Origin of the sequence: Streptomyces sp. NBC_00775 (assembly GCF_036347135.1) — a bacterium.
Lineage (GTDB): Bacteria > Actinomycetota > Actinomycetes > Streptomycetales > Streptomycetaceae > Streptomyces > Streptomyces lutosisoli.
In genome coordinates this window covers 5,908,824-5,931,468 of sequence record NZ_CP108938.1, presented here as the reverse complement: position 1 = coordinate 5,931,468, position 22,645 = coordinate 5,908,824, and the positions used below count along the sequence as shown (strand labels likewise).

Annotated in this window: 25 protein-coding genes and 1 riboswitch; of the genes, 14 read left to right on the top strand and 11 right to left on the bottom strand. The window is 69.9% G+C overall.

The genetic code is table 11. The features are described 5' to 3' along the window. Nucleotides 1-2 precede the first annotated feature (2 nt). From OIC96_RS26540 to OIC96_RS26530, 3 genes are all read left to right on the top strand, one after another. Complete coding sequence (locus OIC96_RS26540) at nucleotides 3-1,211, top strand: Cmx/CmrA family chloramphenicol efflux MFS transporter (RefSeq protein ID WP_330310165.1); 1,209 nt, start codon at nucleotides 3-5, stop codon at nucleotides 1,209-1,211. A 29-nt stretch (nucleotides 1,212-1,240) separates the two neighbouring features. After that, nucleotides 1,241-2,380 carry a GNAT family N-acetyltransferase gene (locus tag OIC96_RS26535; RefSeq protein WP_330310166.1) on the top strand — a complete coding sequence of 380 codons (1,140 nt, stop codon included), beginning with the start codon at nucleotides 1,241-1,243 and terminating at the stop codon, nucleotides 2,378-2,380. Between the two features lie 151 nt (nucleotides 2,381-2,531). Next, on the top strand, nucleotides 2,532-3,224 hold the full coding sequence (locus tag OIC96_RS26530) for a hypothetical protein (protein WP_330305451.1): 693 nt from the start codon (nucleotides 2,532-2,534) through the stop codon (nucleotides 3,222-3,224). A gap of 40 nt (nucleotides 3,225-3,264) precedes the next feature. Here the strand turns inward: OIC96_RS26530 and OIC96_RS26525 are convergent, their stop codons facing one another. After that, entirely contained in the window at nucleotides 3,265-3,537 is a 273-nt protein-coding gene (locus OIC96_RS26525; protein WP_330305452.1) for a DUF4031 domain-containing protein, read from the bottom strand. Beyond that, nucleotides 3,534-3,938, bottom strand: a complete 405-nt coding sequence (locus OIC96_RS26520; protein WP_330305453.1) for a hypothetical protein — start codon at nucleotides 3,936-3,938, stop codon at nucleotides 3,534-3,536. Before OIC96_RS26520 ends, OIC96_RS26525 begins: the two co-directional genes overlap by 4 nt. Nucleotides 3,939-3,993: 55 nt before the next feature. Here OIC96_RS26520 and OIC96_RS26515 point away from each other — a divergent pair, with 55 nt between their 5' ends. From OIC96_RS26515 to OIC96_RS26495, 5 genes are all read left to right on the top strand, one after another. Next, a complete protein-coding gene (locus OIC96_RS26515) occupies nucleotides 3,994-4,914 on the top strand; it encodes a MurR/RpiR family transcriptional regulator (RefSeq protein WP_330305454.1) in 921 nt (306 codons plus the stop codon). Nucleotides 4,915-5,084: 170 nt separating this feature from the next. Further along, nucleotides 5,085-6,020, top strand: a complete 936-nt coding sequence (gene murQ / locus OIC96_RS26510; protein WP_330305455.1) for an N-acetylmuramic acid 6-phosphate etherase — start codon at nucleotides 5,085-5,087, stop codon at nucleotides 6,018-6,020. A gap of 16 nt (nucleotides 6,021-6,036) precedes the next feature. After that, the gene (locus OIC96_RS26505; RefSeq protein ID WP_330305456.1) at nucleotides 6,037-7,461 is read left to right on the top strand and encodes a PTS transporter subunit EIIC; all 1,425 of its coding nucleotides are present in this window, start codon (nucleotides 6,037-6,039) and stop codon (nucleotides 7,459-7,461) included. A gap of 30 nt (nucleotides 7,462-7,491) precedes the next feature. Beyond that, nucleotides 7,492-7,752, top strand: a complete 261-nt coding sequence (locus OIC96_RS26500) for a hypothetical protein (RefSeq protein WP_330305457.1) — start codon at nucleotides 7,492-7,494, stop codon at nucleotides 7,750-7,752. Between the two features lie 68 nt (nucleotides 7,753-7,820). Continuing rightward, on the top strand, nucleotides 7,821-8,408 hold the full coding sequence (locus OIC96_RS26495) for a hypothetical protein (RefSeq protein WP_327429700.1): 588 nt from the start codon (nucleotides 7,821-7,823) through the stop codon (nucleotides 8,406-8,408). A gap of 113 nt (nucleotides 8,409-8,521) precedes the next feature. On the opposite strand, the gene OIC96_RS26490 is transcribed toward OIC96_RS26495, so the two are convergent. Then, entirely contained in the window at nucleotides 8,522-8,722 is a 201-nt protein-coding gene (locus OIC96_RS26490) for a hypothetical protein (RefSeq protein WP_327435394.1), read from the bottom strand. Beyond that, nucleotides 8,719-8,940 (bottom strand): hypothetical protein, encoded by a 222-nt coding sequence (locus OIC96_RS26485; protein WP_330305458.1) that lies wholly within the window; start codon nucleotides 8,938-8,940, stop codon nucleotides 8,719-8,721. The genes OIC96_RS26490 and OIC96_RS26485 overlap by 4 nt, the downstream gene beginning before the upstream one ends. Nucleotides 8,941-9,061: 121 nt before the next feature. On the opposite strand from OIC96_RS26485, the gene OIC96_RS26480 reads away from it, so the two are divergent. From OIC96_RS26480 to OIC96_RS26460, 5 genes are all read left to right on the top strand, one after another. After that, on the top strand, nucleotides 9,062-9,901 hold the full coding sequence (locus tag OIC96_RS26480) for a helix-turn-helix domain-containing protein (protein ID WP_330305459.1): 840 nt from the start codon (nucleotides 9,062-9,064) through the stop codon (nucleotides 9,899-9,901). After that, complete coding sequence (locus OIC96_RS26475; protein ID WP_330305460.1) at nucleotides 9,885-10,163, top strand: DUF397 domain-containing protein; 279 nt, start codon at nucleotides 9,885-9,887, stop codon at nucleotides 10,161-10,163. Before OIC96_RS26480 ends, OIC96_RS26475 begins: the two co-directional genes overlap by 17 nt. Beyond that, nucleotides 10,160-10,648, top strand: coding sequence for a hypothetical protein (locus OIC96_RS26470; protein ID WP_330305461.1), 489 nt, complete (start codon nucleotides 10,160-10,162; stop codon nucleotides 10,646-10,648). The genes OIC96_RS26475 and OIC96_RS26470 overlap by 4 nt, the downstream gene beginning before the upstream one ends. Before the next feature lie 225 nt (nucleotides 10,649-10,873). After that, nucleotides 10,874-11,737: a hypothetical protein gene (locus OIC96_RS26465; RefSeq protein WP_406501753.1), complete on the top strand. Its 864-nt coding sequence runs from the start codon at nucleotides 10,874-10,876 to the stop codon at nucleotides 11,735-11,737. Between the two features lie 59 nt (nucleotides 11,738-11,796). Beyond that, complete coding sequence (locus tag OIC96_RS26460; protein ID WP_330305462.1) at nucleotides 11,797-12,468, top strand: Uma2 family endonuclease; 672 nt, start codon at nucleotides 11,797-11,799, stop codon at nucleotides 12,466-12,468. Between the two features lie 22 nt (nucleotides 12,469-12,490). On the opposite strand, the gene OIC96_RS26455 is transcribed toward OIC96_RS26460, so the two are convergent. The 7 genes from OIC96_RS26455 to thrC all read right to left on the bottom strand — a co-directional run bounded on the left by OIC96_RS26455 (nucleotide 12,491) and on the right by thrC (nucleotide 21,246). After that, complete coding sequence (locus OIC96_RS26455; protein ID WP_330305463.1) at nucleotides 12,491-13,567, bottom strand: tyrosine-protein phosphatase; 1,077 nt, start codon at nucleotides 13,565-13,567, stop codon at nucleotides 12,491-12,493. Nucleotides 13,568-13,801: 234 nt separating this feature from the next. Then, entirely contained in the window at nucleotides 13,802-15,292 is a 1,491-nt protein-coding gene (locus OIC96_RS26450; RefSeq protein ID WP_330305464.1) for an MFS transporter, read from the bottom strand. Between the two features lie 332 nt (nucleotides 15,293-15,624). Then, the gene (locus tag OIC96_RS26445; protein ID WP_330305465.1) at nucleotides 15,625-16,782 is read right to left on the bottom strand and encodes an NADH:flavin oxidoreductase; all 1,158 of its coding nucleotides are present in this window, start codon (nucleotides 16,780-16,782) and stop codon (nucleotides 15,625-15,627) included. Nucleotides 16,783-17,004: 222 nt separating this feature from the next. Further along, the gene (gene groL / locus OIC96_RS26440) at nucleotides 17,005-18,627 is read right to left on the bottom strand and encodes a chaperonin GroEL (RefSeq protein WP_330305466.1); all 1,623 of its coding nucleotides are present in this window, start codon (nucleotides 18,625-18,627) and stop codon (nucleotides 17,005-17,007) included. Between the two features lie 305 nt (nucleotides 18,628-18,932). After that, nucleotides 18,933-19,136 carry a cold-shock protein gene (locus OIC96_RS26435; protein ID WP_005315736.1) on the bottom strand — a complete coding sequence of 68 codons (204 nt, stop codon included), beginning with the start codon at nucleotides 19,134-19,136 and terminating at the stop codon, nucleotides 18,933-18,935. A 430-nt stretch (nucleotides 19,137-19,566) separates the two neighbouring features. Beyond that, complete coding sequence (locus tag OIC96_RS26430; RefSeq protein WP_327429709.1) at nucleotides 19,567-19,842, bottom strand: MoaD/ThiS family protein; 276 nt, start codon at nucleotides 19,840-19,842, stop codon at nucleotides 19,567-19,569. A 93-nt stretch (nucleotides 19,843-19,935) separates the two neighbouring features. Beyond that, a complete protein-coding gene (gene thrC, locus OIC96_RS26425) occupies nucleotides 19,936-21,246 on the bottom strand; it encodes a threonine synthase (RefSeq protein ID WP_330305467.1) in 1,311 nt (436 codons plus the stop codon). Nucleotides 21,247-21,263: 17 nt separating this feature from the next. Beyond that, a riboswitch (SAM riboswitch) is annotated at nucleotides 21,264-21,415 on the bottom strand. Nucleotides 21,416-21,619: 204 nt separating this feature from the next. On the opposite strand from thrC, the gene OIC96_RS26420 reads away from it, so the two are divergent. Then, on the top strand, nucleotides 21,620-22,564 hold the full coding sequence (locus OIC96_RS26420) for a glucosyl-3-phosphoglycerate synthase (RefSeq protein ID WP_330305468.1): 945 nt from the start codon (nucleotides 21,620-21,622) through the stop codon (nucleotides 22,562-22,564). Nucleotides 22,565-22,645 lie beyond the last annotated feature (81 nt).

Genomic DNA, 22,645 nt, shown 5'->3' with positions numbered 1-22,645 from the left:
GCATGCCGCTCGCCGTCTACATACTCGCCCTCTCCGTCTTCGCCCTCGGCACCAGCGAGTTCATGCTCTCCGGGCTGCTGCCCCCCATCGCGGAGGACATGGACGTCACCATCCCCCAAGCCGGCCTGCTGATCTCGGCGTTCGCGATCGGCATGGTCGTAGGGGCGCCCCTCCTCGCGGTGGCGACGCTCAGGCTCCCCCGCCGTACGACCCTCGTCGCCCTCATCACCGTCTTCGGGCTCGGCCAGGTGGCGGGCGCCCTCGCCCCGACCTACGGCGTCCTGTTCGCGTCGCGTGTCATCAGTGCTCTCGCCTGCGCGGGGTTCTGGGCGATCGGCGCGGCGGTGGCCGTCGCGATGGTGCCGGGGAACGCGCGGGCGCGGGCGCTGGCCGTGATGATCGGGGGGCTGTCGATCGCGAATGTGCTCGGGGTGCCCGCCGGGGCCTTTCTCGGGGAGGGGCTCGGGTGGCGGTCGGCGTTCTGGGCCGTCGGCGCCGCCTCGGCGATCGCGCTCCTCGGGGTGGTCACGCTCATCCCCCGCATCCCTCTCCCCGCCCAGAAGCCGCAGCTCAGGCGCGAGGTGCGCATCTTCCGGGACCGGGAGGTCTGGCTGTCCATCGGCGTCATCATGCTCGGCGCCGCCGGTGTGTTCTGCGCGTTCAGTTATCTCGCGCCGCTGCTCACGGATGTCGCCGGGCTCGACGACGGGTGGGTGCCCGCCGTGCTCGCGCTGTTCGGGGTCGGCGCGCTCATCGGGACCACGATCGGCGGGCGGTTCGCCGACGCGCATCTCTTCGGCGTGCTGATCAGCGGTATGGCGGCCGACACCGTCATCCTCGTCGGGCTCGCCCTCTTCGGGCAGTACGCGATCGCCGCCGTGGTGCTCTCCTTCCTCCTCGGGATCGCCTGCTTCTACACCGCCCCCGCGCTGAACGCCCGGATGTTCAACGTCGCCGCGGCCGCCCCCACCCTGGCCGGGGCCACGACCACGGCCGCCTTCAACCTGGGCAACAGCTGCGGGCCCTGGGTCGGCGGCTCGGTCATCGACGCCGGGTTCGGCTACACCTCCACCGCGTGGGCGGGCGCGGCCATGACCACCCTCGCCATCGGCGCGGCCGCCGTCGCACTGCGGCTACATCGCCGTACGCGGAACTCGCGCGTCGTGACCAGGGCGGGCGGCGCGAACAAATCGGTACGTACGCAGGCGTGATCCGACCTATCCTCGCCCGCATGGGAGACATGGGCGGGGACATGGGCGGGGACATGGCTGTGGACCAGATGGTGGACCGGGTGACGGAAGCCGTCGCGGGGAGCGTGGCGGTGTTGCGTGCCGCGGTCGCGGCCGGGCGGGACTGGGACAGCGTCAACGCGGGGCAACTGGCGTGGAGTTGCCGGCAGACCGTCGAGCACACCGCCGGTGCTCTCCTCGCGTACGCGGGGCAGTTGGCCGGACGGGCCACGAAGGCGTACGTCCCCTTCGAGATCGTGATGGAGGACGATACCGACAGCGCGGGCGTCGTCGACGTGCTCGAGACGACCGGCGCCCTGCTCACCGCCACCCTCCGTACGACACCCCGCGAGGTGCGCGCCTACCACCCGTACCCGTTCCGCAGTGCGAACCGCGAGGGCTTCGCCGCGATGGGCGTCGCCGAGGTCCTGCTGCACACGTATGACATCGCCGAGGGGCTCCAGCTCACCTATGAACCCCCGGCCGCGCTCTGCGAGTGGGTCCTCACCCGGATCTTCCCGAACGTCCGGCCCGAGCCCGACGCCCCCTGGCGCACCCTCCTGTGGGCCACCGGTCGCGGCGAACTGCCCGGCCGCGACCCGGTCACCGAGTGGCGCTGGTCCAACAACCTGGTGATCGAGTCCGAGCGGCTCACGCTCCAGGGGGTCACCCCGGCAGCCGCCGCCGATCTGAGCGCGGGCGGCACCGGCGGCTTCGAGTGGATCGAGGGCGGCCCGTTCGAGGGCACGCGGGACGCCGCCGGGATGGTCGTGAAGGCGTACGAAGGCGGGGTGCACCGGCCGGAGTGGGGCATGTTCGTGCTCGTACGGCGGGAGGACGGCCGCGCGGTCGGCGGGATGGGCTTCCACGGCGTCCCCGACGAGGAGGCCCGCGCCGAGGTCGGCTACGACCTCGCGGAGAACGCCCGCGGCCACGGCTACGCCACCGAGGCCCTGCGCACCCTCTCCGCCTGGGCCCTGGCCCGCGACGACGTCAAGCTCCTCTTCGCGGCCATCGACCGGACCAACACCCCGTCCCTGGGCGTCATTTCGCGCGCCGGGTTCAAGCGGGTGAGCGAGGACGTGGAGCAGTACGCGTACGAGCTGCACGGCATGGACCGCTCCCTGCGGCTGTACGCCCGCACGGACTGACCTGCGCCCATTGGTGCGGGCCGACCGGTCCACGTGGCGTACCCCGGGCCCAACAACGCCCGTTCCCCTTACTCAGCCCCGCCCCCGCTCCCGACAATGCCTTCACCGCGGCGTACTGCGCCGCGGTGAAGTCGTGGATCGGGGGAACACGATGAGCCCGTACGACCCGCCACCGCAGCCGCCCGGGCCGCCGGACCCGGGACATCTGCTGGCCCGCAGCAGCGTGCGCTGGAGCATCATCGGCGTGTTGCTCACAGCGATACTGACCGTGGCCGGCTGGGTGGTGCAGGCACGGCTGAACCACAACGACGAATCCCCGGCCGGCGCGTCTTCGAGCGGCTCGCCCACGAGCCAGGCGCCCGGCCCCAGCGGGACCACGACGCCCACCGACAGTCTGACGCCCGCTGACGGTCTGACGGCCGCCGAGCGCAAGCTGCGCGACTCGCTCAACAGCGACCAGTGGCAACGGGAGAGCTGCGAGCACGACAAGGCCCCGGGCGCGACGGCCGCCCTGCTCTGTTCGGTGACGTCGGGAGGCGCCACCACGAAGGCGGACATCGTGATGTACGCGTCCAAGAGCAAACTCCAGGACGTGTACCGGACTTACGCCTCGAAGTACCCGACGCTGGGCAACTGCGACGAGAGCCGGAACGTCCACGGCTCCTGGCACGAGAAAGGCTCCACCCTGCCCACCGGCGACATGGTCTGCTTCACCCACACCGACGGTCAGTACGTCATCACCTGCACGTACTACGACCGGCCCGCGCTCTTCCAGGTCAAGGGAACCGACCCCGCGGCGCTCACGAACTGGTGGAAGACCCTCGACCCGGTCTTCACCAGCTGACGGCGGCCGGTTGCCGGCGCCCGGACATCACGCCCGGACATCAGCGTGCGGCCCCCGGATGCTTCCGCCGCCGCAGCCCCGCCCCGTACAGCAGCCGCACCACCTCGCGGCTGCTGACCCGCACCGCGCCCGCGCGCACGGCGTCCTCGTACCGGTGCGACGGTATGTCGTAGTGGTCGCGTTCGAAGGCGCGTGGCGGGGCGCCCAACTCGGCGGCGAACGCGTGCAGTTCGTCGTACGAGACATCGCTGATCAGGTGGGACCACAGGCGGCCGTGCCCGGGCCAGGTGGGCGGGTCGATGTAGACGGTCACGAGGGCGGGGCCCCGCCGGCCGCCGAGCCCAGGCAGCCCACCGACGCGACCTTCACGCCCGCCTTGTGGCACACCCAGTGCGGGTCGGGGCCCAACTCGGGCTCCACGTCGAGGGCGTGCGGGTCCCCGGAGCCGCAGACGGGGCACAGCGGCCACCGCCCGTGGCGTTCCAGCAGGGCGTCCTGGACGTCCTGGGCGACGAGCCCGGCGACGTAGTCCCTGCCCTCCGGCCACTGCTCGACCCACCAGCGGCGCTGCACCACCGACTCCTCGACCAGGGAGACGACGTCCGCCTCGGCGACCTGGCCCGCGACCAGATCGGCGAGCACGAGGGCACGCGCCGCGTGCAGCGACTGCTCCAAGGGGCTGACGGGGTTGCCGGGGTCGCCGGTGGGGTCCATGTCCCCATTGTGCGCACCCTTGACCGTATGACCCAAAGGAAAATATCTTTCAAGAGTGACCCAAGACGTGAAGGAAATTTTCGCGGGAGAGGCGCCGCCCGCCCCCGCCGCCCTCGCGGCCAAGGTGCGGACGCTCGCCCCCTCGATGACCCGCTCCATGCAGCGGGTCGCCGAGGCCGTCGCCGGCGACCCGGCCGGCTGCGCGGCCCTCACGGTCACCGGCCTCGCCGAGCTCACCGGCACCAGCGAGGCCACGGTCGTGCGGACGGCCCGTCTCCTCGGCTACCCCGGGTACCGGGATCTGCGCCTGGCGCTCGCCGGGCTCGCCGCCCAGCAGCAGTCCGGGCGCGCGCCCGCCGTCACCGCCGACATCGCGGTCGACGACCCCATCGCGGACGTCGTCGCGAAACTCGCGTACGACGAGCAGCAGACCCTCGCCGACACCGCCGCCGGACTCGACACGGTCCAGCTCGGCGCGGCCGTCGCCGCGCTCGCGGTGGCCCGCCGCATCGACATCTACGGAGTCGGCGCGTCCGGGCTCGTCGCCCAGGACCTCGCCCAAAAGCTGCTGCGCATCGGGCTCATAGCCCACTCGCACAGCGATCCGCACCTCGCCGTCACCAACGCGGTGCAGCTGCGCGCCAAGGACGTGGCGATAGCCATCACGCACTCCGGCTCGACCGGCGACGTGATCGAACCGCTCCGGGTCGCCTTCGAGCACGGGGCGACGACGATCGCGATCACCGGCCGCCCGGGCGGACCCGTCACGCAGTACGCGGACCACATCCTCACCACGTCGACGGCCCGCGAGAGCGAGCTGCGGCCTGCGGCCATGTCTTCTCGTACGAGTCAGCTGCTGGTCGTGGACTGTCTGTTCGTGGGGGTCGCTCAGCGGACGTACGAGACGGCGGCACCGGCGCTGTCCGCGTCGTACGAGGCGCTGGCGCACCGGCACACTCCGCGTGGCGGACGATAACTTCATGTAAGGCGCGTAAAGCAATAAAGGGCGCGTAGAGCACGAAAAGCGGGACAACGGGGATGAAGTAGCTGGGAGACCGCGGGCCGGCTGTAGCCGGTCGCGCAGTTCCCCGCGCCCCTGAACGGGGCGCGTTGACGACACCCTCAGCAGAAAGAGCCGCTCCCCTCATGACCTCCATGTCCAACCACCCCGACCTTCGAGCCGAGTTGGAGGCGCTGACGACCGAGGCGTTCCGCCCGGAGCTCGCCGAGATCGATCAGCTGCCCACGCTGGAGATCGCGTCGCTCATGAACGGCGAGGACGCGACGGTGGCCGCCGCCGTCGCGCGGCGCCTCCCGCTCATCGCCGCCGCCATCGACGACATCGCCGCCCGGATGGCCCGCGGCGGCCGGCTGATCTACGCGGGCGCTGGCACGGCCGGCCGCCTGGGTGTCGTGGACGCCTCCGAGTGCCCGCCCACCTTCAATACCGACCCTTCGCAGGTCGTGGGCCTGATCGCGGGCGGTCCGACCGCCATCGTCACGTCGATCGAGGGCGCCGAGGACTCGAAGGAGCTGGCCGCCGCCGATCTGGAGAAGCTCGCCCTCACCCCCGACGACACCGTGGTCGGCATCTCCGCCTCCGGCCGCACCCCGTACGCCGTCGGTGCCGTCGAACACGCCCATACGCGGGGCGCGTTGACGATCGGCCTGTCCTGCAACGCGCACAGCGCGCTGGCCGCGGCGGCCGAGCACGGCATCGAGGTCGTCGTCGGCCCGGAGCTGCTGACGGGCTCCACCCGCCTCAAGGCCGGCACGGCCCAGAAACTCGTCCTCAACATGCTGTCGACGATCACGATGATCCGCCTGGGCAAGACGTACGGGAACCTGATGGTCGACGTTCGCGCCTCGAACGAGAAGCTGCGGGCCCGCTCCCGCCGCATCGTGGCCCTGGCGACGGGCGCCTCGGACGAGGAGATCGAGCGGGCCCTGGCCGCCACGGACGGCGAGGTGAAGAACGCGATCCTGGCGATCCTGGGCGGGGTCGACGGGCCGACGGCCGCCCACCTTCTGGAGGAGAGCAAGGGCCACCTGCGCGCCGCGCTGGCGGCGGCGACCGGCTGACCAGCACTCTCGGGGGGTGCGCACACCGGACACCCTCACCGCCGAAGCGATCCTCCCCCTCGTGGGCGGCCCCGCGAACGTCACCTCCGTCGCCCACTGCATGACCCGTCTGCGACTCGGCCTGCGCGACGGCAGCCTCGTACGGAAAGACGATCTACGAGCGCTGCCCGCCGTACTGGGCCTGGTCGCTGACGGCGACGACACGGACCAGCTCCAGATCGTCCTGGGGCCGGGCACGGTCGCACGCGTGACGCCCGAGTTCGAGGCGCTGCTCACCCCGACGCCGGCATCCAATCAAGCCGATCAAGCCCATCAACTGGCCGCCAGGGGCGCCGAGTTGAAGGAAGCCCAAAAACACCGCAACGCCACCCCCCTCAAGCTGGCCCTCCGCCGCATCGCGAACATCTTCGTCCCGCTCATCCCCGCCCTGATCGGCTGCGGCATCATCGCGGGCCTCAACGGCCTCCTGCTGAACCTTGGCCTGCTGCCCGCGCTCACCCCGGCCCTCACCGCCATCGCCTCCGGATTCATGGCGCTGATCGCGGTCTTCGTCGGCTACAACACGGCGAAGGAGTTCGGCGGCACGCCCATTCTGGGCGGCGCGGTGGCCGCGGTCATCGTGTACGCGGGGGTCGCGAAGGTGACCGTGTTCGGGATGACGCTCGCGCCCGGCCAGGGCGGCGTCCTCGGCGCGCTGGCCGCCGCGCTGCTGGGCACGTACGTCGAGAAGTGGTGCCGCGGCCGGGTCCCGGCGACGCTGGACGTCCTCGTCACCCCGACCGTCACGGTCCTCGTCACCGGCCTGGTGACGCTCTACGCCCTGATGTACGCGGCCGGAGAGCTCTCCTCCGCCATCGGCACGGCGGCGAACTGGCTCCTGGACCACACGGGCGCCTTCGCGGGCCTGATCCTGGGCGGCCTGTTCCTGCCCCTCGTCATGCTCGGCCTGCACCAGGCCCTGATCCCCATCCACACCACCCTCATCGAGCAGCAGGGCTACACGGTCCTGCTCCCCATCCTGGCGATGGCGGGCGCGGGCCAGGTCGGCGCGGCAGCGGCGGTCTACGTCCGCCTCCGCCACGACACCTCCCTCCGTACGACGATCAGGTCCGCCCTTCCGGCCGGGCTGCTCGGCGTCGGCGAACCCTTGATCTACGGCGTCTCCCTCCCCCTCGGCCGCCCGTTCCTGACCGCCTGCGCGGGCGGCGCGGCGGGCGGCGCCTTCGTCGGCTTCTTCGCGACGCTCGGCGACAAGGTGGGCGCGACGGCGATCGGACCGTCGGGCTGGGCCCTGTTCCCGCTGCTCGCGGGGAACAGGGGGCTGGGGATGACGGCGGCGATCTACGGGGGCGGGCTGCTGACGGGGTACGCGGTGGGGTTCCTGGCGACATACTTCGTGGGCCTGCGCTCCGTGGCGCTGCCCAGTGACGCTTCACGGTGACGCTTCTCGCGGGTGATCGTTTCCCCGGTCATGAAGATCACGAAGAAGACACTCGCGGCCACCGCCCTGGCCCTCTCTGCCCTCGTCCTCGCCCTGGCCGCACCCGCGCACGCGCACGCGCACGCGGACGACGACACCAACTTCGGCGGAGGCGTGAACGCGGCAAGCAACTCGGACTCCTCGGCGGCGACTGTGTGCCTCCAGGAACTCGCCGTGGTCCCCGTGGGCGGGCCCTCGGTCGGCGACACCGCCAACAACTGCTCGAACGGAAACGTCCTCGACCACTCCTGACCGGCTGGGCAGGGCCATCGAGACAGCCGAGCGGCGGCGTTGTCAGTGGGGCGTGCGAGGGTGGAGGAATGAACCACGCACAGCTGACCGCCCTCGGCCGGGCCCTGCGCGTCCTCGGCGAGCACGGCGACGCGCTGACCGCCGACACCCCCGACGCGAAGCTGCACGAGGTCAAGGCCGATCTGAAGCGGGCCCTGGACCTGCTGGACGAGACGGTGACGACGGCGGCGCCCACGACCCGCTGCGCCGAGCATCCGAACGGCCCGGTGGACGAGAGCGCCCCCGACCGCTGCCTCCTCTGCGAGACCCGCCGCCGCACCGCCCGCCGCACCGAGGTCAACGACGCGTACGGCCACGGCCGCGCCCCCGCACCGGACGAGACCCCGGAGCGCTCGATGTCCCGCTACGGCATCCGCGGCGACCGCCCCCAGCCCCAGCAGCGCTGGCTCCCGGAGGTCTGGAACGGCCAGGCGTGGCAGCTCTGCGGCACCCCCCGCCGAGACCGCCAGGAGGCCGAGCGCTACCTGGCCGCCGAGCGCCGCACCCCCCGCCCGGGCATGGCGTACCGCCTGGTCCACGAGTTCACGGACTACGAGGTGCTGCGCATCTGGGGCACCCCGGTGAAGGTGGACATCGAACCGATGGGCAACTTGTAGCCGCCCCCTTCAGGAGGCGAGCGATTGGCAGATGCGTGCCGCTTCAGGCCCGTGTTCTGCGGCAATCCGCGGTACGGATCTGCCAATCACCGACCCTTGGCGCGGACGCCGGCTCACGGCAGCCGCCCCTCCGCGTTGATCAGCCGCACCCGCGCCCGCAGCACCTCACCCGGCGGCGCTTCGCCGAGCGCGTCCGCAGGGCAGTCCCACTCAAGGCCACCGCCCAGGGGCCGCAGCTGTACGTAGCCGCCCTCGCGCCCCATCACCTGGCCGAGCCGCCCGTCCCGTACGTCGATCACGTACTCCTCGGTCACGAGTCACCTCCGGCGGCCGCCCCGCGCAGCACGGCGGTCAGCTTCTGCGCCGTGCCGACGTTGCAGCGGCCGAGCGCGACCAGGGCGAAGGGTTCGTCGCTCACGCCGGTGACCGGGTCGACCCGCAGCGAGGGCAGCACGACGCCTACCCCGACGAGCGCCGCGCGCAACTCCTCGACGATCTCCTCGGTGGGCCGCAGCCGCTTACTCGACGTCATCTCCATCGCTCTGTTCCCTCCACGCTGAGTGTTCCTATTTCACACACAGCGTGGCGATCTGCTGTCTAACCTGGCCAGAGATGGCGTCCCAACAACCCCACCTGTGTGACAGGGAGTTGCCATGTCAGGCCCGAAGGATCTCGACCCGTCCTCGTCGCCACGCGCCCTGCTGGGCGCCGAGCTGCGCCACGCCCGCGAGAAAGCGGGCCTCAGCCAGGAAGAGCTGGGCGGGCGACTGTTCGTCAGCGGCTCGTTCATCGGCCAGTTGGAAGCGGGCACCCGGCGGATGCAGCCGGAGTACGCACGAATGCTGGACGAAGTCCTGGGCATGGCGGACTTCTTCACACGTAACTGCGGGGCCGCGGCCAAGTCTCGCTACCTCGAACAGTTCGCGGAGGCGGCGGAGGCGGAGACGTTCGCAACGGCGATCCGGCAGTACGCGCCGCTGCTGATCCCAGGGCTGCTCCAGACGCCAGCGTACGCACGGGCCGTAAATCGCGCTTACGCGCCGACGGCACCGGAGGAGGTGATCGACGAGTGGGTGGATGGCCGGATGGAGCGGACCCGCCTTCTCAACGACCCAACAAAGCCGTTGTTGTGGGCGGTGCTTGACGAGGCGGCGCTACGCCGGGAAACGGGTGGCCGCGCGGTGATGGCGGAGGCCCTGCGCCACGTCGCCGGTCTGGCCCACCGAAACCGGGTCATCGTGCAGGTGCTGCCGTTCAGCGTGGGAGCGCACACCTCGATGGACGGCTCGCTGAAGCTGATGGAGTTCGAGGACGCCCCTCCGCTGGTCTACCTCGAAGGGGTCGGCACCGGGCGGCTGGAAGACGACCCGGCCACCGTCAAGCACCACAAGCTCGCCTATGAACTCCTCACCGCCTCCGCCCTCTCCCCGCAGAAGTCCCTGGCCCTGATCGAGGCGCTGGCGCAGGATTACAGCCATGAGGAACTTCCCTGACTACGACCTGAGCACGGCCATATGGCACAAGTCCAGCTACAGCGGCGGCGACGGTGCCGACTGCCTCGAAGTCGCCCGCTGGCGCAAGTCGACGTACAGCGGGGGCGGCGGCAACGACTGCCTGGAGGTCGCCGACGGGCACCCCACCCTCGTCCCCGTCCGCGACTCCAAGAACCCCCACGGCCCGAAGCTCGCGTTCCGGACCGCCGCCTGGTCCATGTTCATCGCGAACGTCAAAGACTCGGCCCAGGCGGCCCATTGAGCGGCAGCCCCCGTGACGACGAACCGGTCTTCGTCAGAAGCAAATGGGGCACAAACCGGTACGTCTACAACCCGAACAACCCCTTTGGCCTCGTCCTGATCATCGGCTCGCTGCTCCTCGCGGTGGGCGGCATGTACTACCTCCGGGCAAGCTCGTCCCACCCGAACACCAGCTGGAGTGAGGGCGAGCTGCGCTCGGCGGTGCACCAGGCGGCGCAGGACCTGGAGAGGGAGCCGCAGTACACCGACGCGTATCTGGGCTACGGCGAGACCATCAAGGGCGCCGTGGAACAGACCGGAAAGGGACCGTCGTACGGAGTCAGGGTCTCCACAGGCCCGTACGACTACACGGTCACCGGCGACGGAACGGACGCGAAGTTCTGCATGCACGTCATCGCGATGCAGCTCGACGGGACGAAGACGAACGCGAGCGCGAACCCGAACACGAAGCTCTCCATCGACGTCACCGACGGCGGCTGCGGATGATCTGAGGCCGACGACCGTCCGAAGCTCAAGCCCCCAGCTCCGAGCCCTCTTTGCAAGGAACGGGAGGCGGGCCTCAACCCGCCCTCCCTCCCCGCGAGTTGACTTGACGCGATCGGCTTGCCACGCACAGTGACGAGGGGTTAGCGTGCCCGCATAACGAACAACCCCCGCTAGGTGTTGGAGCACCTGCGGGGGTTTGACCTCCGAGATCGAAAGCGCGATCCCGTGGCTGAAGCCAACTTTAGTGCTGCCCCCCGCTCTGCGCACGCCCTCCCCCACCCCCTGGCCAATCCGGGCTACGGAAAGCTCAACGCTCCGGACCAACTCCCCCGCACCCGGCACGACTTCGCGCACCTCCCACCCCGCGAAGCAGCCATCGCCGCGTACATCGACCGCCTCCCGGGCGGCGCCGACATCTCCGTAAAGACGCTGGCCAAGCACCTCCCGTACGGCCAATGCGCCTTACGCACGGCCCTCAACAACCTCCACCGGGCAGGGCACTTGCGCCGAGGCCGCGAACATCTGGCCGACTCCGGCAGCCCACGCTGGATCACCCGAACGTGGTTCTCGCGAACGGCGCGGGACGACGACTGGTGGGCGGCGTTCACGCGGGGCGACGTACCGCAGGAGTCTCCGGAACGCCGGAGCCCGACGCGCTCCCGGGCGTACATCCTGCTCGCGGCCCTCGGCCGTACGACCCCGGCTCTGTCCCTCTCGCAGGCCGAGTGCGCGGAGTTGGCTCCGCTGGTGGCGGACTGGTTCGCGCGGGGAGCCACCGACGAGGCCGTACTGCGCGCCCTGACCGCAGGTCTCCCGGTCCCGGTCCACAGCCCGGCGGCGCTGGTCCGCAAGCGCCTGACCAGCAAGCTGCCGCCGGAGCCCGCGCCCTGCCCGCCGCTCCGCGTACTGGAGTGCGCGAAGTGCGGCATCCCGGGGCGGCCGGAGGCGCTGCCGGGCGGCATCTGCGGCCCGTGCCGGGGCGAAGCAGCCTCGCGTCCGGCTGCCCCGCTGACGTCCGCCGCAGTGCACGCCCATGCCGCCGCGACCCGCGCGGCGATGCTCGACCGAAGAGAAAGGCCACGCGTATGACGGCTCCAACAGTCCGAAGGCACGCAGCCGGGGCACGATGAAAGGGAGGAGGCGAGCCCATGACCCCCAGCACCGCCGAACGTCCGCAGATGCCCATCGAGGACTTCGAAGACCTGGTCGCCGTTGCACCGCCGAACGTCAGGCTCGAATTCGTCGACGGGCGGCTCCGCACCAAGGACCCGCTCAGCGTCGAGGACTTCGAGGAACTGGAGCGCCGGGCACCGGAGACTGTGCGGCTTGAGTACGTCAACGGGAAACTAGAGGTCAAGGCCCTGCCGGACGGCAACCACACGTCGATCTTCATGTGGCTGCTGCGCCAGTGCATGCAGCAACGCCCCGAGCTGAACCTCATGCCCGAGCGAGGCGTCAAGGCCGAGGCATACCGCAAGGGCCGCGCCCGCACGGACGGTTTCCTGGCACCGGTGGACCACTTCAGGGGCCACGGCGAGTGGTCCGAATCCGACGGCGCCCTCATGGCCGTCGAGATCACCTCCCACGACCGGGACACCAACCAGCGCGACCGCATCGACAAGCCCGTCGGCTACGCGGAAGCCGACATCCCCGTCTACCTCCTCATCGACCGCGACAACAACACCGTCACCGTGTTCAGCGAGCCGAAAGACGGCCGCTACCAGCAGGCGGCCTCCTACCCGTGGGGCTCCACGGTCGAGCTCCCCTCCCCCGTCAACATCACCCTCGACACCGAGAAGCTCAAGGACTACGCCGACTGACCCGGGGCAGACCTGAAACGCCTCAGCCGACGAGCAGATCCCTCTTCAGGTCACGGAGTTCACGCGCGTCGATGCCCACGCCCTCGCGCAGGTACGAGGTGAACGAGCCGTACTTGTCGCTCACCTCGTCGAAGCCGGAGTTGAGGTACTCGGCGCGGACGTCGAGGAGCGGCTTGTACACCTTGGCCTGGGCGGCGGGCATCGAGGCGAGCGTGGCGGCGTTGACCGCGGCGCGATAGGTGTTGCTGGCGAGGTAGTCGTCCATGACCGTCGCGCGCGGCACGCCCAGGGCCGTGAGGAGGGCCGCGCTGGACCAGCCGGTACGGTCCTTGCCCGCGGTGCAGTGGTACAGCAGGCCGTGCTGGTCGTCGTCGACGACACCGGCGTACACCGCGCTGTAGGCGGCGCGTGCGGTGTCCCCGCTGACCATGAACTTCTCGCCGCCGACCATCATCTGGACGGCCTCGTCCTCGGTGGTGGGCATCGAGGCGAAGGTGGAGGAACCGGCGAGGACGTCGGCGACGTTGTAGGTCGCGCCGGACGGCACACGGTCGGGCGCGGAGGTGCGCTCGGACGCCATGCGCAGGTCGTACACCGAGCTGATCCCCAGACGCTCCAGCTTCGCGAGGTCGGCGTCGGTGAGCTTGTTGAGGGCGTCGGAGCGGTAGATCTCGCCCATCTTCACCCAGTGGCCGTCCGCCGTCCGATAGCCGCCCGCGTCACGGAAGTTGACGGCTCCGTCGAGCTTGACGAACCGGTCGGCGAGGTGGAGCGAGCCGCCGCGCTCGGGCACGAGGTCGAACCACTGCCGGTCGGCGGCGGGCAGCCCGCTCACGGTGACGTCGCCCTGGGCGCCGCCGCGCGCGACGACATGCCCGTTGGCGCGGATGGTCACCGCGCGGGTACCGGGCGCGGTCCAGACGATGCGGTACGAGCCGTCGTCGCCGGCGGTCACCGTCGCGGCCGTGAAGGGGATGCGGTGGGACGCGGAGGTGTGCGCGGCCGGGGCGGCGAAGGCGGCGGGCGCGGTGAGCGAGACGGAGACGGCGGTGATGGCCATGAGGGCGAGGGCGGCGCCGGCAAGAGTGTGCTTCTTCATGAGGCGGATGCTGTGTGCACGGGCCGACATCGCGGTGAACACCGGATGGATGACAACTTCTGCATGGATGGCAGTTTGTGCCACCACGGCCACCACAGCCACCACGCTCGCGCTGGGCAAGGGAGACGTCGGAGGCAGCAGACGGCGACCCCATTCCCGTACGGCAAAAGGCCGGGCGGCCGTCCCCCCCGCTGATGCGGGACGACGACCGCCCGGTTCGGTGAGTGCGGGAGCCTAGGCCTTGGCGCCGGAGGCCTCCGAGATCTCGGCCCGCTCGTCCTGCCCCGCGGTCACCGGCGCCGCCTGCGCCGTGGCCGTCCGGCGGCCCGGCAGGAAGGAGGCGAGGACGAAGGCGAGGGCCGCGGCACCGGCGCCGATGGCCATGACCGTCTTGAAGCCGTTCTCGGAGGGCAGGGCGGTGGTGCCGAAGGTGGTGGTCATCTGGGCCAGGATCACACCGGCGAGGGCGCTGGCGAACGACGTACCGATGGACCGCATCAGGGTGTTGAGGCTGTTCGCGGCGGCCGTCTCGGTGGCGGGCACGGCGCCCATGATGAGCGCGGGCATCGCGCCGTAGGCGAAGCCGACACCGGCGCCGATGACGCAGGAGACCAGGACGAGGTGCCAGACCTCGGACATCAGCACGATGTTGAGGCTGTATCCGGCGGCCACGATGACCGCGCCGATCATGAGGGTGATCTTCGGGCCCTTGGCCTTGGTGATGGCGGCGGAGACCGGCGCCATGGCCATCATCACCAGGCCCTGCGGGGCCAGCACCAGGCCGACGGTCAGCATGGACTTGCCGAGGCCGTAGCCGGTCTGCTCGGGGAGCTGGAGCAGCTGCGGCAGGACCAGGGACATCGCGAACATCGAGAAGCCGAAGGCCACCGAGGCGAGGTTGGTGAAGAGCACCTGACGGCGGGCGAGGGTGCGAAGGTCCACCAGCGGCTGGTCGGTGCGCAGCTCGTACGCGCCCCAGGCCAGCAGCACGACGACCGCCGTGGCGAACAGGCCGAGGGTGGTGCCGCTGCTCCAGCCCCACGTGGAGCCCTTGGAGACGGCCAGCAGCAGGGAGACCAGGGCGGTCGACAGGCCGATGGCACCGATCAGGTCGAAGCGGCCGCCGGCGCGCACCGTGGACTCGGGTACGAGGGTCAGGACGAGGGCGAAGGCGACGGCGCCGAGGGCGGCGGACGTCCAGAACAGGATGTGCCAGTTGTAGCGGTCGGCGATGAAGGCGGCGGTGGGCAGGCCGAGGGCGCCGCCCACTCCCAGCGAGGCGCTCATGAGCGCGATGGAGCTGGTGAGCCGCTCCTTGGGCAGGACGTCACGCATGATGCTGATGCCGAGCGGGACGACAGCGGCGGCCAGGCCTTGCAGAGTCCGTCCGATGATCATCGGGGCCAGGGAGTCGCTCAGCGCGCAGACGACCGAACCGGCCACCAGCAGGACGATGCTGACCAGGAGCAGGCGGCGCTTGCCGAACATGTCGCCGAGGCGGCCGACGACCGGCGTGGCGACGGAGGCGGCGAGCAGTGTGGCGGTGACCGCCCAGATGGTGTCCGACGCCGAGGCGTGCAGGAGCTTCGGCAGCTCCGGGACGATCGGGATCACCAGGGTCTGCATCAACGAGACGACGATTCCGGCGAGGGCCAGCACCGCCACCACGGCGTTCGACCGCGTTGAGCCTCCGGCGTCGGCGGGTCGGGCAAGGGTGTCGGACATGGCGGGCCTCCGGGGCAGGCAAGGTTGCTTGACTTACTCAAGCTTAACCACAATTGATTGACTTAAGCAAGCGAAGCCTTCCCAGGGGGTGGGTTCTGTTGCTGCGGGCCGGTGGGGGTCCCCTAAAAGATTGCGCAGTTCCCCGCGCCCCTTTTAGGGGCGCGGGGAACTGCGCGAGCAACCCCCACCCACCCGCACCCGAAGAACCGGGGCAGGCGGGGATCGCGGGGCGCAGCCCCGCGCCTCAGGGGCGCGGGGAACTGCGCGACCAGCCCCCACCCACCCGCACCCGAAGAACCCACCCACGGGGTCTGGGGCGGAGCCCCAGAGGGTCAGCTCAGGGTGTGGAGGGCCGTCGCGTCGTACGCGGCCAGTTCGTCGAAGCGTCCGTCGAGGACCTTCGCCGCCCACTCCGGGTCCTGGAGCAGGGCGCGGCCGACGGCGACCATGTCGAACTCGTCGCGCTCCAGGCTGTCCAGGAGGTCGTCGATGCTCTTGACCGGGGACCCCTCCCCCATGAAGCCCTTGATGAAGTCGCCGTCCAGCCCGACCGAGCCGACGGTGATGGTGGGCTTGCCGGTCAGCTTCTTCGTCCAGCCCGCGAGGTTGAGGTCGGAACCCTCGAACTCCGGCAGCCAGTAGCGGCGCGTCGAGGCGTGGAAGGCGTCCACCCCGGCCGCGGCGAGCGGCGCGAGGATCGCCTCCAGCTCCTCCGGCGTCTCGGCGAGCCGGGCACCGTACGCCTCCTGCTTCCACTGCGAGTAGCGGAAGATGATCGGGAAGTCGGGCGAGACGGCCGCGCGCACCGCGGCGACGATCTCGGCGGCGAACTTCGTACGGGCCACCAGGTCACCGCCGTAGGCGTCGGTGCGGCGGTTGGTGCCGGCCCACAGGAACTGGTCGAGGAGATAGCCGTGGGCGCCGTGGATCTCCACGCCGTCGAAGCCGATGCGCTCGGCGGCGGCCGCGGCCTCGGCGAACGCCGCGATGACGTCGTCCAGGTCGGTCTGGGTCATGGCCTTGCCGGTGGCCTCGGTGGCGCCGATGCGCAGGCCGGAGGGGCCGACCGCAGGGGCCTCGGCGAACGGCGGCTGGCCATCCTCGCGCACCATGCCGATGTGCCACAGCTGCGGCACGATCTTCCCGCCCGCCGCGTGCACGGCGTCGGCGACCTTCGCCCAGCCCGCGAGCTGCTCCTCGCCGTGGAAGCGCGGGATGCGGTCGCTCTGCCCGGCCGAGTCGTGGCCCACGTACGTGCCCTCGGTGACGATGAGGCCCACGCCCGCGGCGGCGCGGCGGGCGTAGTACGAGACCACGTCGTCGCCGGGGACACCGCCCGGCGAGAACGCCCGGGTCATCGGCGCCATCACGATCCGGTTGGGGACGGTCAGGCCGTTCAGGGTGACGGGGCGGGAAAGGATCTCGGCGGCGCGCGAGGCGGGGGCGGTGGCAGTCACGTACAGGGCTCCTCGGAGAGGTCCATCAGACATCGAGCAGACGGGGATTCGGATGTGTCGGGGATTCCGGACGGTATGTGCATGTGCATCGACCATCCGTGAACGTCAACCGCCTCGTCCACCGGGGCATTCCGCCGCCCCACCGCTCTCTTCTGTGACCCCGGACACGCCCGAGGGCGGCACCCCCTGGGAGTGGGGGTACCGCCCTCGGAACGTAAGGACAGAGATCAACCAGGGCCGTTGAGGCCGAGTCGATCAGAAGTCCATGTCACCGCCCGGCATGCCGCCCGGAGCGGCCGCGCCGGCCTTCTCGGGCTTGTCGGCGATGACGGCCTCGGTGGTGAGGAACAGCGCGGCGATGGAGGCGGCGTTCTGCAGGGCAGAGCGCGTCACCTTCGCCGGGTCGATGATGCCCTCGGCGATCATGTCCACGTACTCACCGGTGGCGGCGTTCAGGCCGTGACCGATGGGCAGGTTGCGGACCTTCTCGACGACGACGCCACCCTCGAGACCACCGTTGACGGCGATCTGCTTGAGCGGGGCCTCCAGGGCGAGACGCACGGCGTTGGCGCCGGTCGCCTCGTCACCCTCGAGCTCCAGCTTCTCGAAGACCGCGGAGGCCTGGATGAGGGCCACGCCACCACCGGCGACGATGCCCTCCTCGACGGCCGCCTTCGCGTTGCGAACGGCGTCCTCGATGCGGTGCTTGCGCTCCTTGAGCTCAACCTCGGTGGCGGCACCGGCCTTGATGACGGCCACGCCGCCGGCCAGCTTCGCCAGGCGCTCCTGGAGCTTCTCGCGGTCGTAGTCCGAGTCCGAGTTCTCGATCTCGGCACGGATCTGGTTGACGCGACCGGCAACCTGGTCCGCCGAGCCCGAGCCGTCGACGATCGTCGTCTCGTCCTTGGTGATGACGACCTTGCGGGCGCGGCCGAGCAGGTCGATGCCCGCGTTCTCCAGCTTGAGGCCGACCTCCTCGGAGATGACCTCGCCGCCCGTGAGGATGGCGATGTCGCCGAGCATGGCCTTGCGGCGGTCACCGAAGCCCGGGGCCTTGACGGCGACGGACTTGAAGGTGCCACGGATCTTGTTGACGACCAGGGTCGACAGGGCCTCGCCCTCGACGTCCTCGGCGATGATCAGCAGCGGCTTGCCGGACTGCATGACCTTCTCGAGAAGCGGCAGCAGGTCCTTGACGTTGCTGACCTTCGAGTTGGCGATCAGGATGTACGGGTCGTCGAGGACGGCCTCCATACGCTCCATGTCGGTGGCGAAGTACGCCGAGATGTAGCCCTTGTCGAAGCGCATACCCTCGGTGAGCTCCAGCTCCAGACCGAAGGTCTGGGACTCCTCGACGGTGATGACGCCTTCCTTGCCGACCTTGTCCATCGCCTCGGCGATGAGCTCGCCGATCTGGGTGTCGGCGGCGGAGATGGAGGCCGTGGAAGCGATCTGCTCCTTGGTCTCGACATCCTTCGCCTGCTCAAGCAGCGCACCGGAGACGGCCTCGACGGCCTTCTCGATACCGCGCTTGAGAGCCATCGGGTTGGCGCCGGCGGCTACGTTGCGCAGGCCCTCGCGGACGAGCGCCTGGGCGAGAACGGTCGCCGTGGTCGTACCGTCACCGGCGACGTCGTCCGTCTTCTTGGCGACTTCCTTGACCAGCTCGGCGCCGATCTTCTCGTACGGGTCCTCGAGCTCGATCTCCTTGGCGATGGAAACACCATCGTTGGTGATCGTGGGGGCGCCCCACTTCTTCTCGAGGACGACGTTCCGGCCCTTGGGGCCAAGGGTGACCTTGACGGCGTCGGCGAGCTGGTTCATCCCGCGCTCGAGACCGCGCCGTGCCTCCTCGTCGAACGCGATGATCTTGGCCATGTGAAGTGGTCCTCCCGGACGGGGTGGATTGCTCCGGATCGCGCCCGCGCCCGCGACGGACGGCCTGCAGCCCTTGTGGTTCCTTGCCCCACCGGCCTGCGGACCTCACTGGCCCGATCCAAGTTCTGTCACTCTCACTGGGAGAGTGCTAAGCCCAATGATTAGCACTCGACCCCTGCGAGTGCAAGCGCCTCTCACGAACGGGAGCGGGGCGCAGGACATGACCGGACACGCACGAGGGGCCCGCACCCCAGGTGGGATGCGGGCCCCTCGGCGTGAGTGCGTCGGTGGCCGATCGCGCCGGATCAGACGGCGAGCTTGACCATGTCCGCCTGCGGACCCTTCTGGCCCTGCGAGATCTCGAACTCCACTCGCTGACCCTCTTCAAGGGTGCGGTAGCCGTCCATCTGAATCGCGCTGTAGTGCACGAAGACGTCCGCACCACCGTCGACCGCGATGAAGCCGTACCCCTTCTCCGCGTTGAACCACTTGACGGTGCCCTGAGCCATGCCTAACTCCCCTATTACTGGCCCTTGCACAGATCCACACTTCGCGGATCCGGGTCAGACCTCACCCCCCAACGATTGGGGGTGTGCGCCGGAACGCGTCGACCGCGGCTGAATGTATCTGTCCAACTGCCGTCTGCAACAGGTCAATCGGACGAGAATTCTGGGCATCGCCGATCGGGAAAATGCGGAGGACTCGCGAAGATTCAGGGCAAGTCGGGCCCCGTATATGCCATAAAAGGCTCAAAAAGATGGGGCACTTTGGCTACTTCTTGTCGGGTGTCGCACAGGTACTCATATGCGTCCGGCATGTATAGCGAAGCGGGTTCCCCAACTGTACCCCGCTCAACCATGCAGAATTGCCCCCTCCGTTTCTCTCACGGAGAGGGCAATTCGATGAACACTGCGTATTCGGCGTTACCGAGGGTAGCGATCAGCCTCCGGCGACGGCCGGGATGATCGAGACGCCCGCACCGTCCGGCGTAGCCGTCTCCAGCCCCTGCTCGAACCGCACGTCGTCGTCGTTGACGTACACGTTGACGAAGCGGCGCAGCTTGCCCTGGTCGTCCAGCACGCGCGCGGCGATACCCGTGTGGTTCTTCTCCAGGTCGGCGATGACCTCGGCGAGAGTCCCACCCTCGGCACTCACCTCGGCCTTGCCGCCGGTGTAGGTGCGCAGGATGGTGGGGATGCGAACGTTGACGCTCATGCCTTGTGACCTCCGGTCAGGTGGAGCGCCCCCAAAGGGGCGCGGAGAACTGCGCGGCCAGCCCCCACCGGCCCGCAGAAGAAGAACAACGTCTTACGCGAGCCCAGCTTCCCGGAAAGACTCAAGGTTGGGCCGGATCGTCGCGGTGAGCCCCGTACCGGCCACCGCGTCCAGCGTCTTCAGACCATCGCCGGTGTTGAGGACGACGGTCGTGAGGGTCGGGTCGAGGAGACCATTCTCGATCAGCTTCTTCGCCACACCCACGGTCACCCCGCCGGCGGTCTCCGCGAAGATGCCCTCGGTCCGGGCGAGAAGCTTGATCGCGTCGACGACCTGCTCGTCGTTGACGTCCTCCACGGCCCCACCCGTCCGCCGCGCGATGTCGAGCACGTACGGCCCGTCCGCCGGGTTGCCGATGGCCAGGGACTTGGCGATGGTGTTCGGCTTCTGGGGGCGTACGACGTCGTGGCCGGCCTTGTAGGCGACGGACACCGGCGAGCAGCCCTCGGCCTGGGCGCCGAAGATCTTGTACGGCTTGTCCTCGACGAGTCCGAGCTTGATCAGCTCCTGGAGGCCCTTGTCGACCTTGGTGAGCTGGGAGCCGGAGGCGATCGGGATCACCAGCTGGTCGGGGAGCTGCCAGCCGAGCTGCTCGCAGATCTCGTACGCGAGGGTCTTGGAGCCCTCCGCGTAGTACGGCCGCAGGTTGACGTTGACGAAGCCCCAGCCCTCGCCGGCGGGGTCGCCGATCAGCTCGGAGCAGAAACGGTTCACGTCGTCGTAGTTGCCCTCGATGCCGACGAGCTCACCGCCGTAGATCGCGGCCATGACGATCTTGCCCTGCTCCAGGTCGTGCGGGATGAACACGCAGGAGCGGAAGCCGGCGCGGGCGGCGGCGGCACCCACCGCGCCGGCGAGGTTGCCGGTGGAGGAGCAGGAGAGGGTGGTGAAGTTGAAGGCGCGGGCGGCCTCGATGGCCTGGGCGACGACGCGGTCCTTGAAGGAGTGCGTCGGGTTGCCGGAGTCGTCCTTCACGAAGAGCTTGCCGGCGTCGACACCGAGCTCGCGCGCGAGGTTGTCGGCCTGGACGAGCTTGGTCCAGCCGGGGTTGATGTTCGGCTTCTCGGCGACGTCCGCGGGGACGGGCAGGAGGGGCGCGTAACGCCAGATGTTCGCGGGACCCGCTTCGATGCGCTTGCGGAGTTCTTCGGTTTCGTAGGCCGAGAAGTCGTACGCGATCTCCAGCGGGCCGAAACACTCCTCGCAGGCGAAGACCGGGCCGAGCGGGACGCGGTGACCGCACTCGCGGCAGGAAAGCGCGGCGGCCGGACCGAGGTCCACGGAGTTGGCCGAGTCGGCGGAGATTCCGGTGTTCGTGGTGCTTGCAACTGTCTGCGCAGCCATGGAGGCGAGGCCCTTTCTCCTCATCTTCCTCACGGCGCACTTCGCCGTGAGACGGATTTGGCACCTTCCCGAGCCGGGAGCCTCGCGACGACAACGTAGTCGTACGAGACCGGCTGGAGGGTTGCCGGGGCTTCATCGGGCCGTATCCCTCTGCCCCTCTGGATGAGCGGTATTTGATTGTTGAACTGTTGAACACAGTACGTGCTGATGATCCAGGACATGCGATGGTCATCCGCGTTGTTCAAGACTGTAACCGAAGGCCAGGACAGTTGAGATAGTCGTCCGAACCGCGAGATGGCTGCAATCGATCCGCCGCTTCCGCGGCGGGCACGCTGATGAGAGCGTGTGATCAGACAGTGAGGAGCCGCAGACTGTGCTGGAAGAAGTCGAGCGCTGGCTGAGCACACGCTCCTGGTCCGTTGCCGACCGCCCGCTCCACAAGCTCATGGCCGCCAAACGCACCTCGGGATCGACGGTCAGCGTAGTGCTGCCCGCCCTCAACGAGGAGGAGACGGTCGGCGAGATCGTCGCCGTCATCCGCCACGACCTGATGCAGCAGGTGCCCCTCGTCGACGAGATCGTCGTCGTCGACTCGGGCTCGACCGACCGCACCTCCGAGGTCGCCGCCGCCGCCGGCGCGCGAGTCGTGCACCGCGACGAGATCCTGCCGCGGATCCCGACCGTGCCCGGCAAGGGCGAGGTCCTGTGGCGGTCGCTGCTCGTGACGAGCGGGGACATCGTCTGCTTCATCGACGCGGACCTCAAGGAATTCTCGTCCGACTTCGTCTCCGGGATCGTGGGCCCGCTGCTCACCGACCCGGGCGTGGACCTGGTCAAGGCCATGTACGACAGACCGCTGGGCGGGGCGGCCGGCCAGGGCGGCAGGGTCACCGAACTCATGGCGCGCCCCCTGCTGAACATGCACTGGCCGCAGCTCGCGGGCTTCGTGCAGCCGCTCGGCGGCGAGTACGCGGCCCGCCGCTCCCTGCTCGAACAGCTGCCGTTCCCCGTCGGGTACGGCGTCGAGCTGGGCATGCTCGTCGACGCCCTGCACCTCGTGGGCCTGGACGCCCTCGCCCAGGTCGACGTCGGCGTCCGCAAACACCGCCACCAGGACGGTCAGGCGCTGGGCCGTATGTCCGCCGCGATCTACCGCACGGCCCAGCTGAGGCTGGCCCGCGGCCACATGATCCGCCCGTCCCTCACCCAGTTCGAACGCGGCAAGGAGGGTTTCGAGCCGCGCACGTACTCGGTGGACACGGAGGAACGCCCCCCGATGTCCGAAATCGCCGAGTACCGGAGACGAAAGGCCGCGTAGAGCGCCCCCGTAAGGGGCGCGGGGCTGTGACATCTGCGGCTCCGCCGCGCGGCGCGACCAGCCCCCACCGGCCCGCGGGTC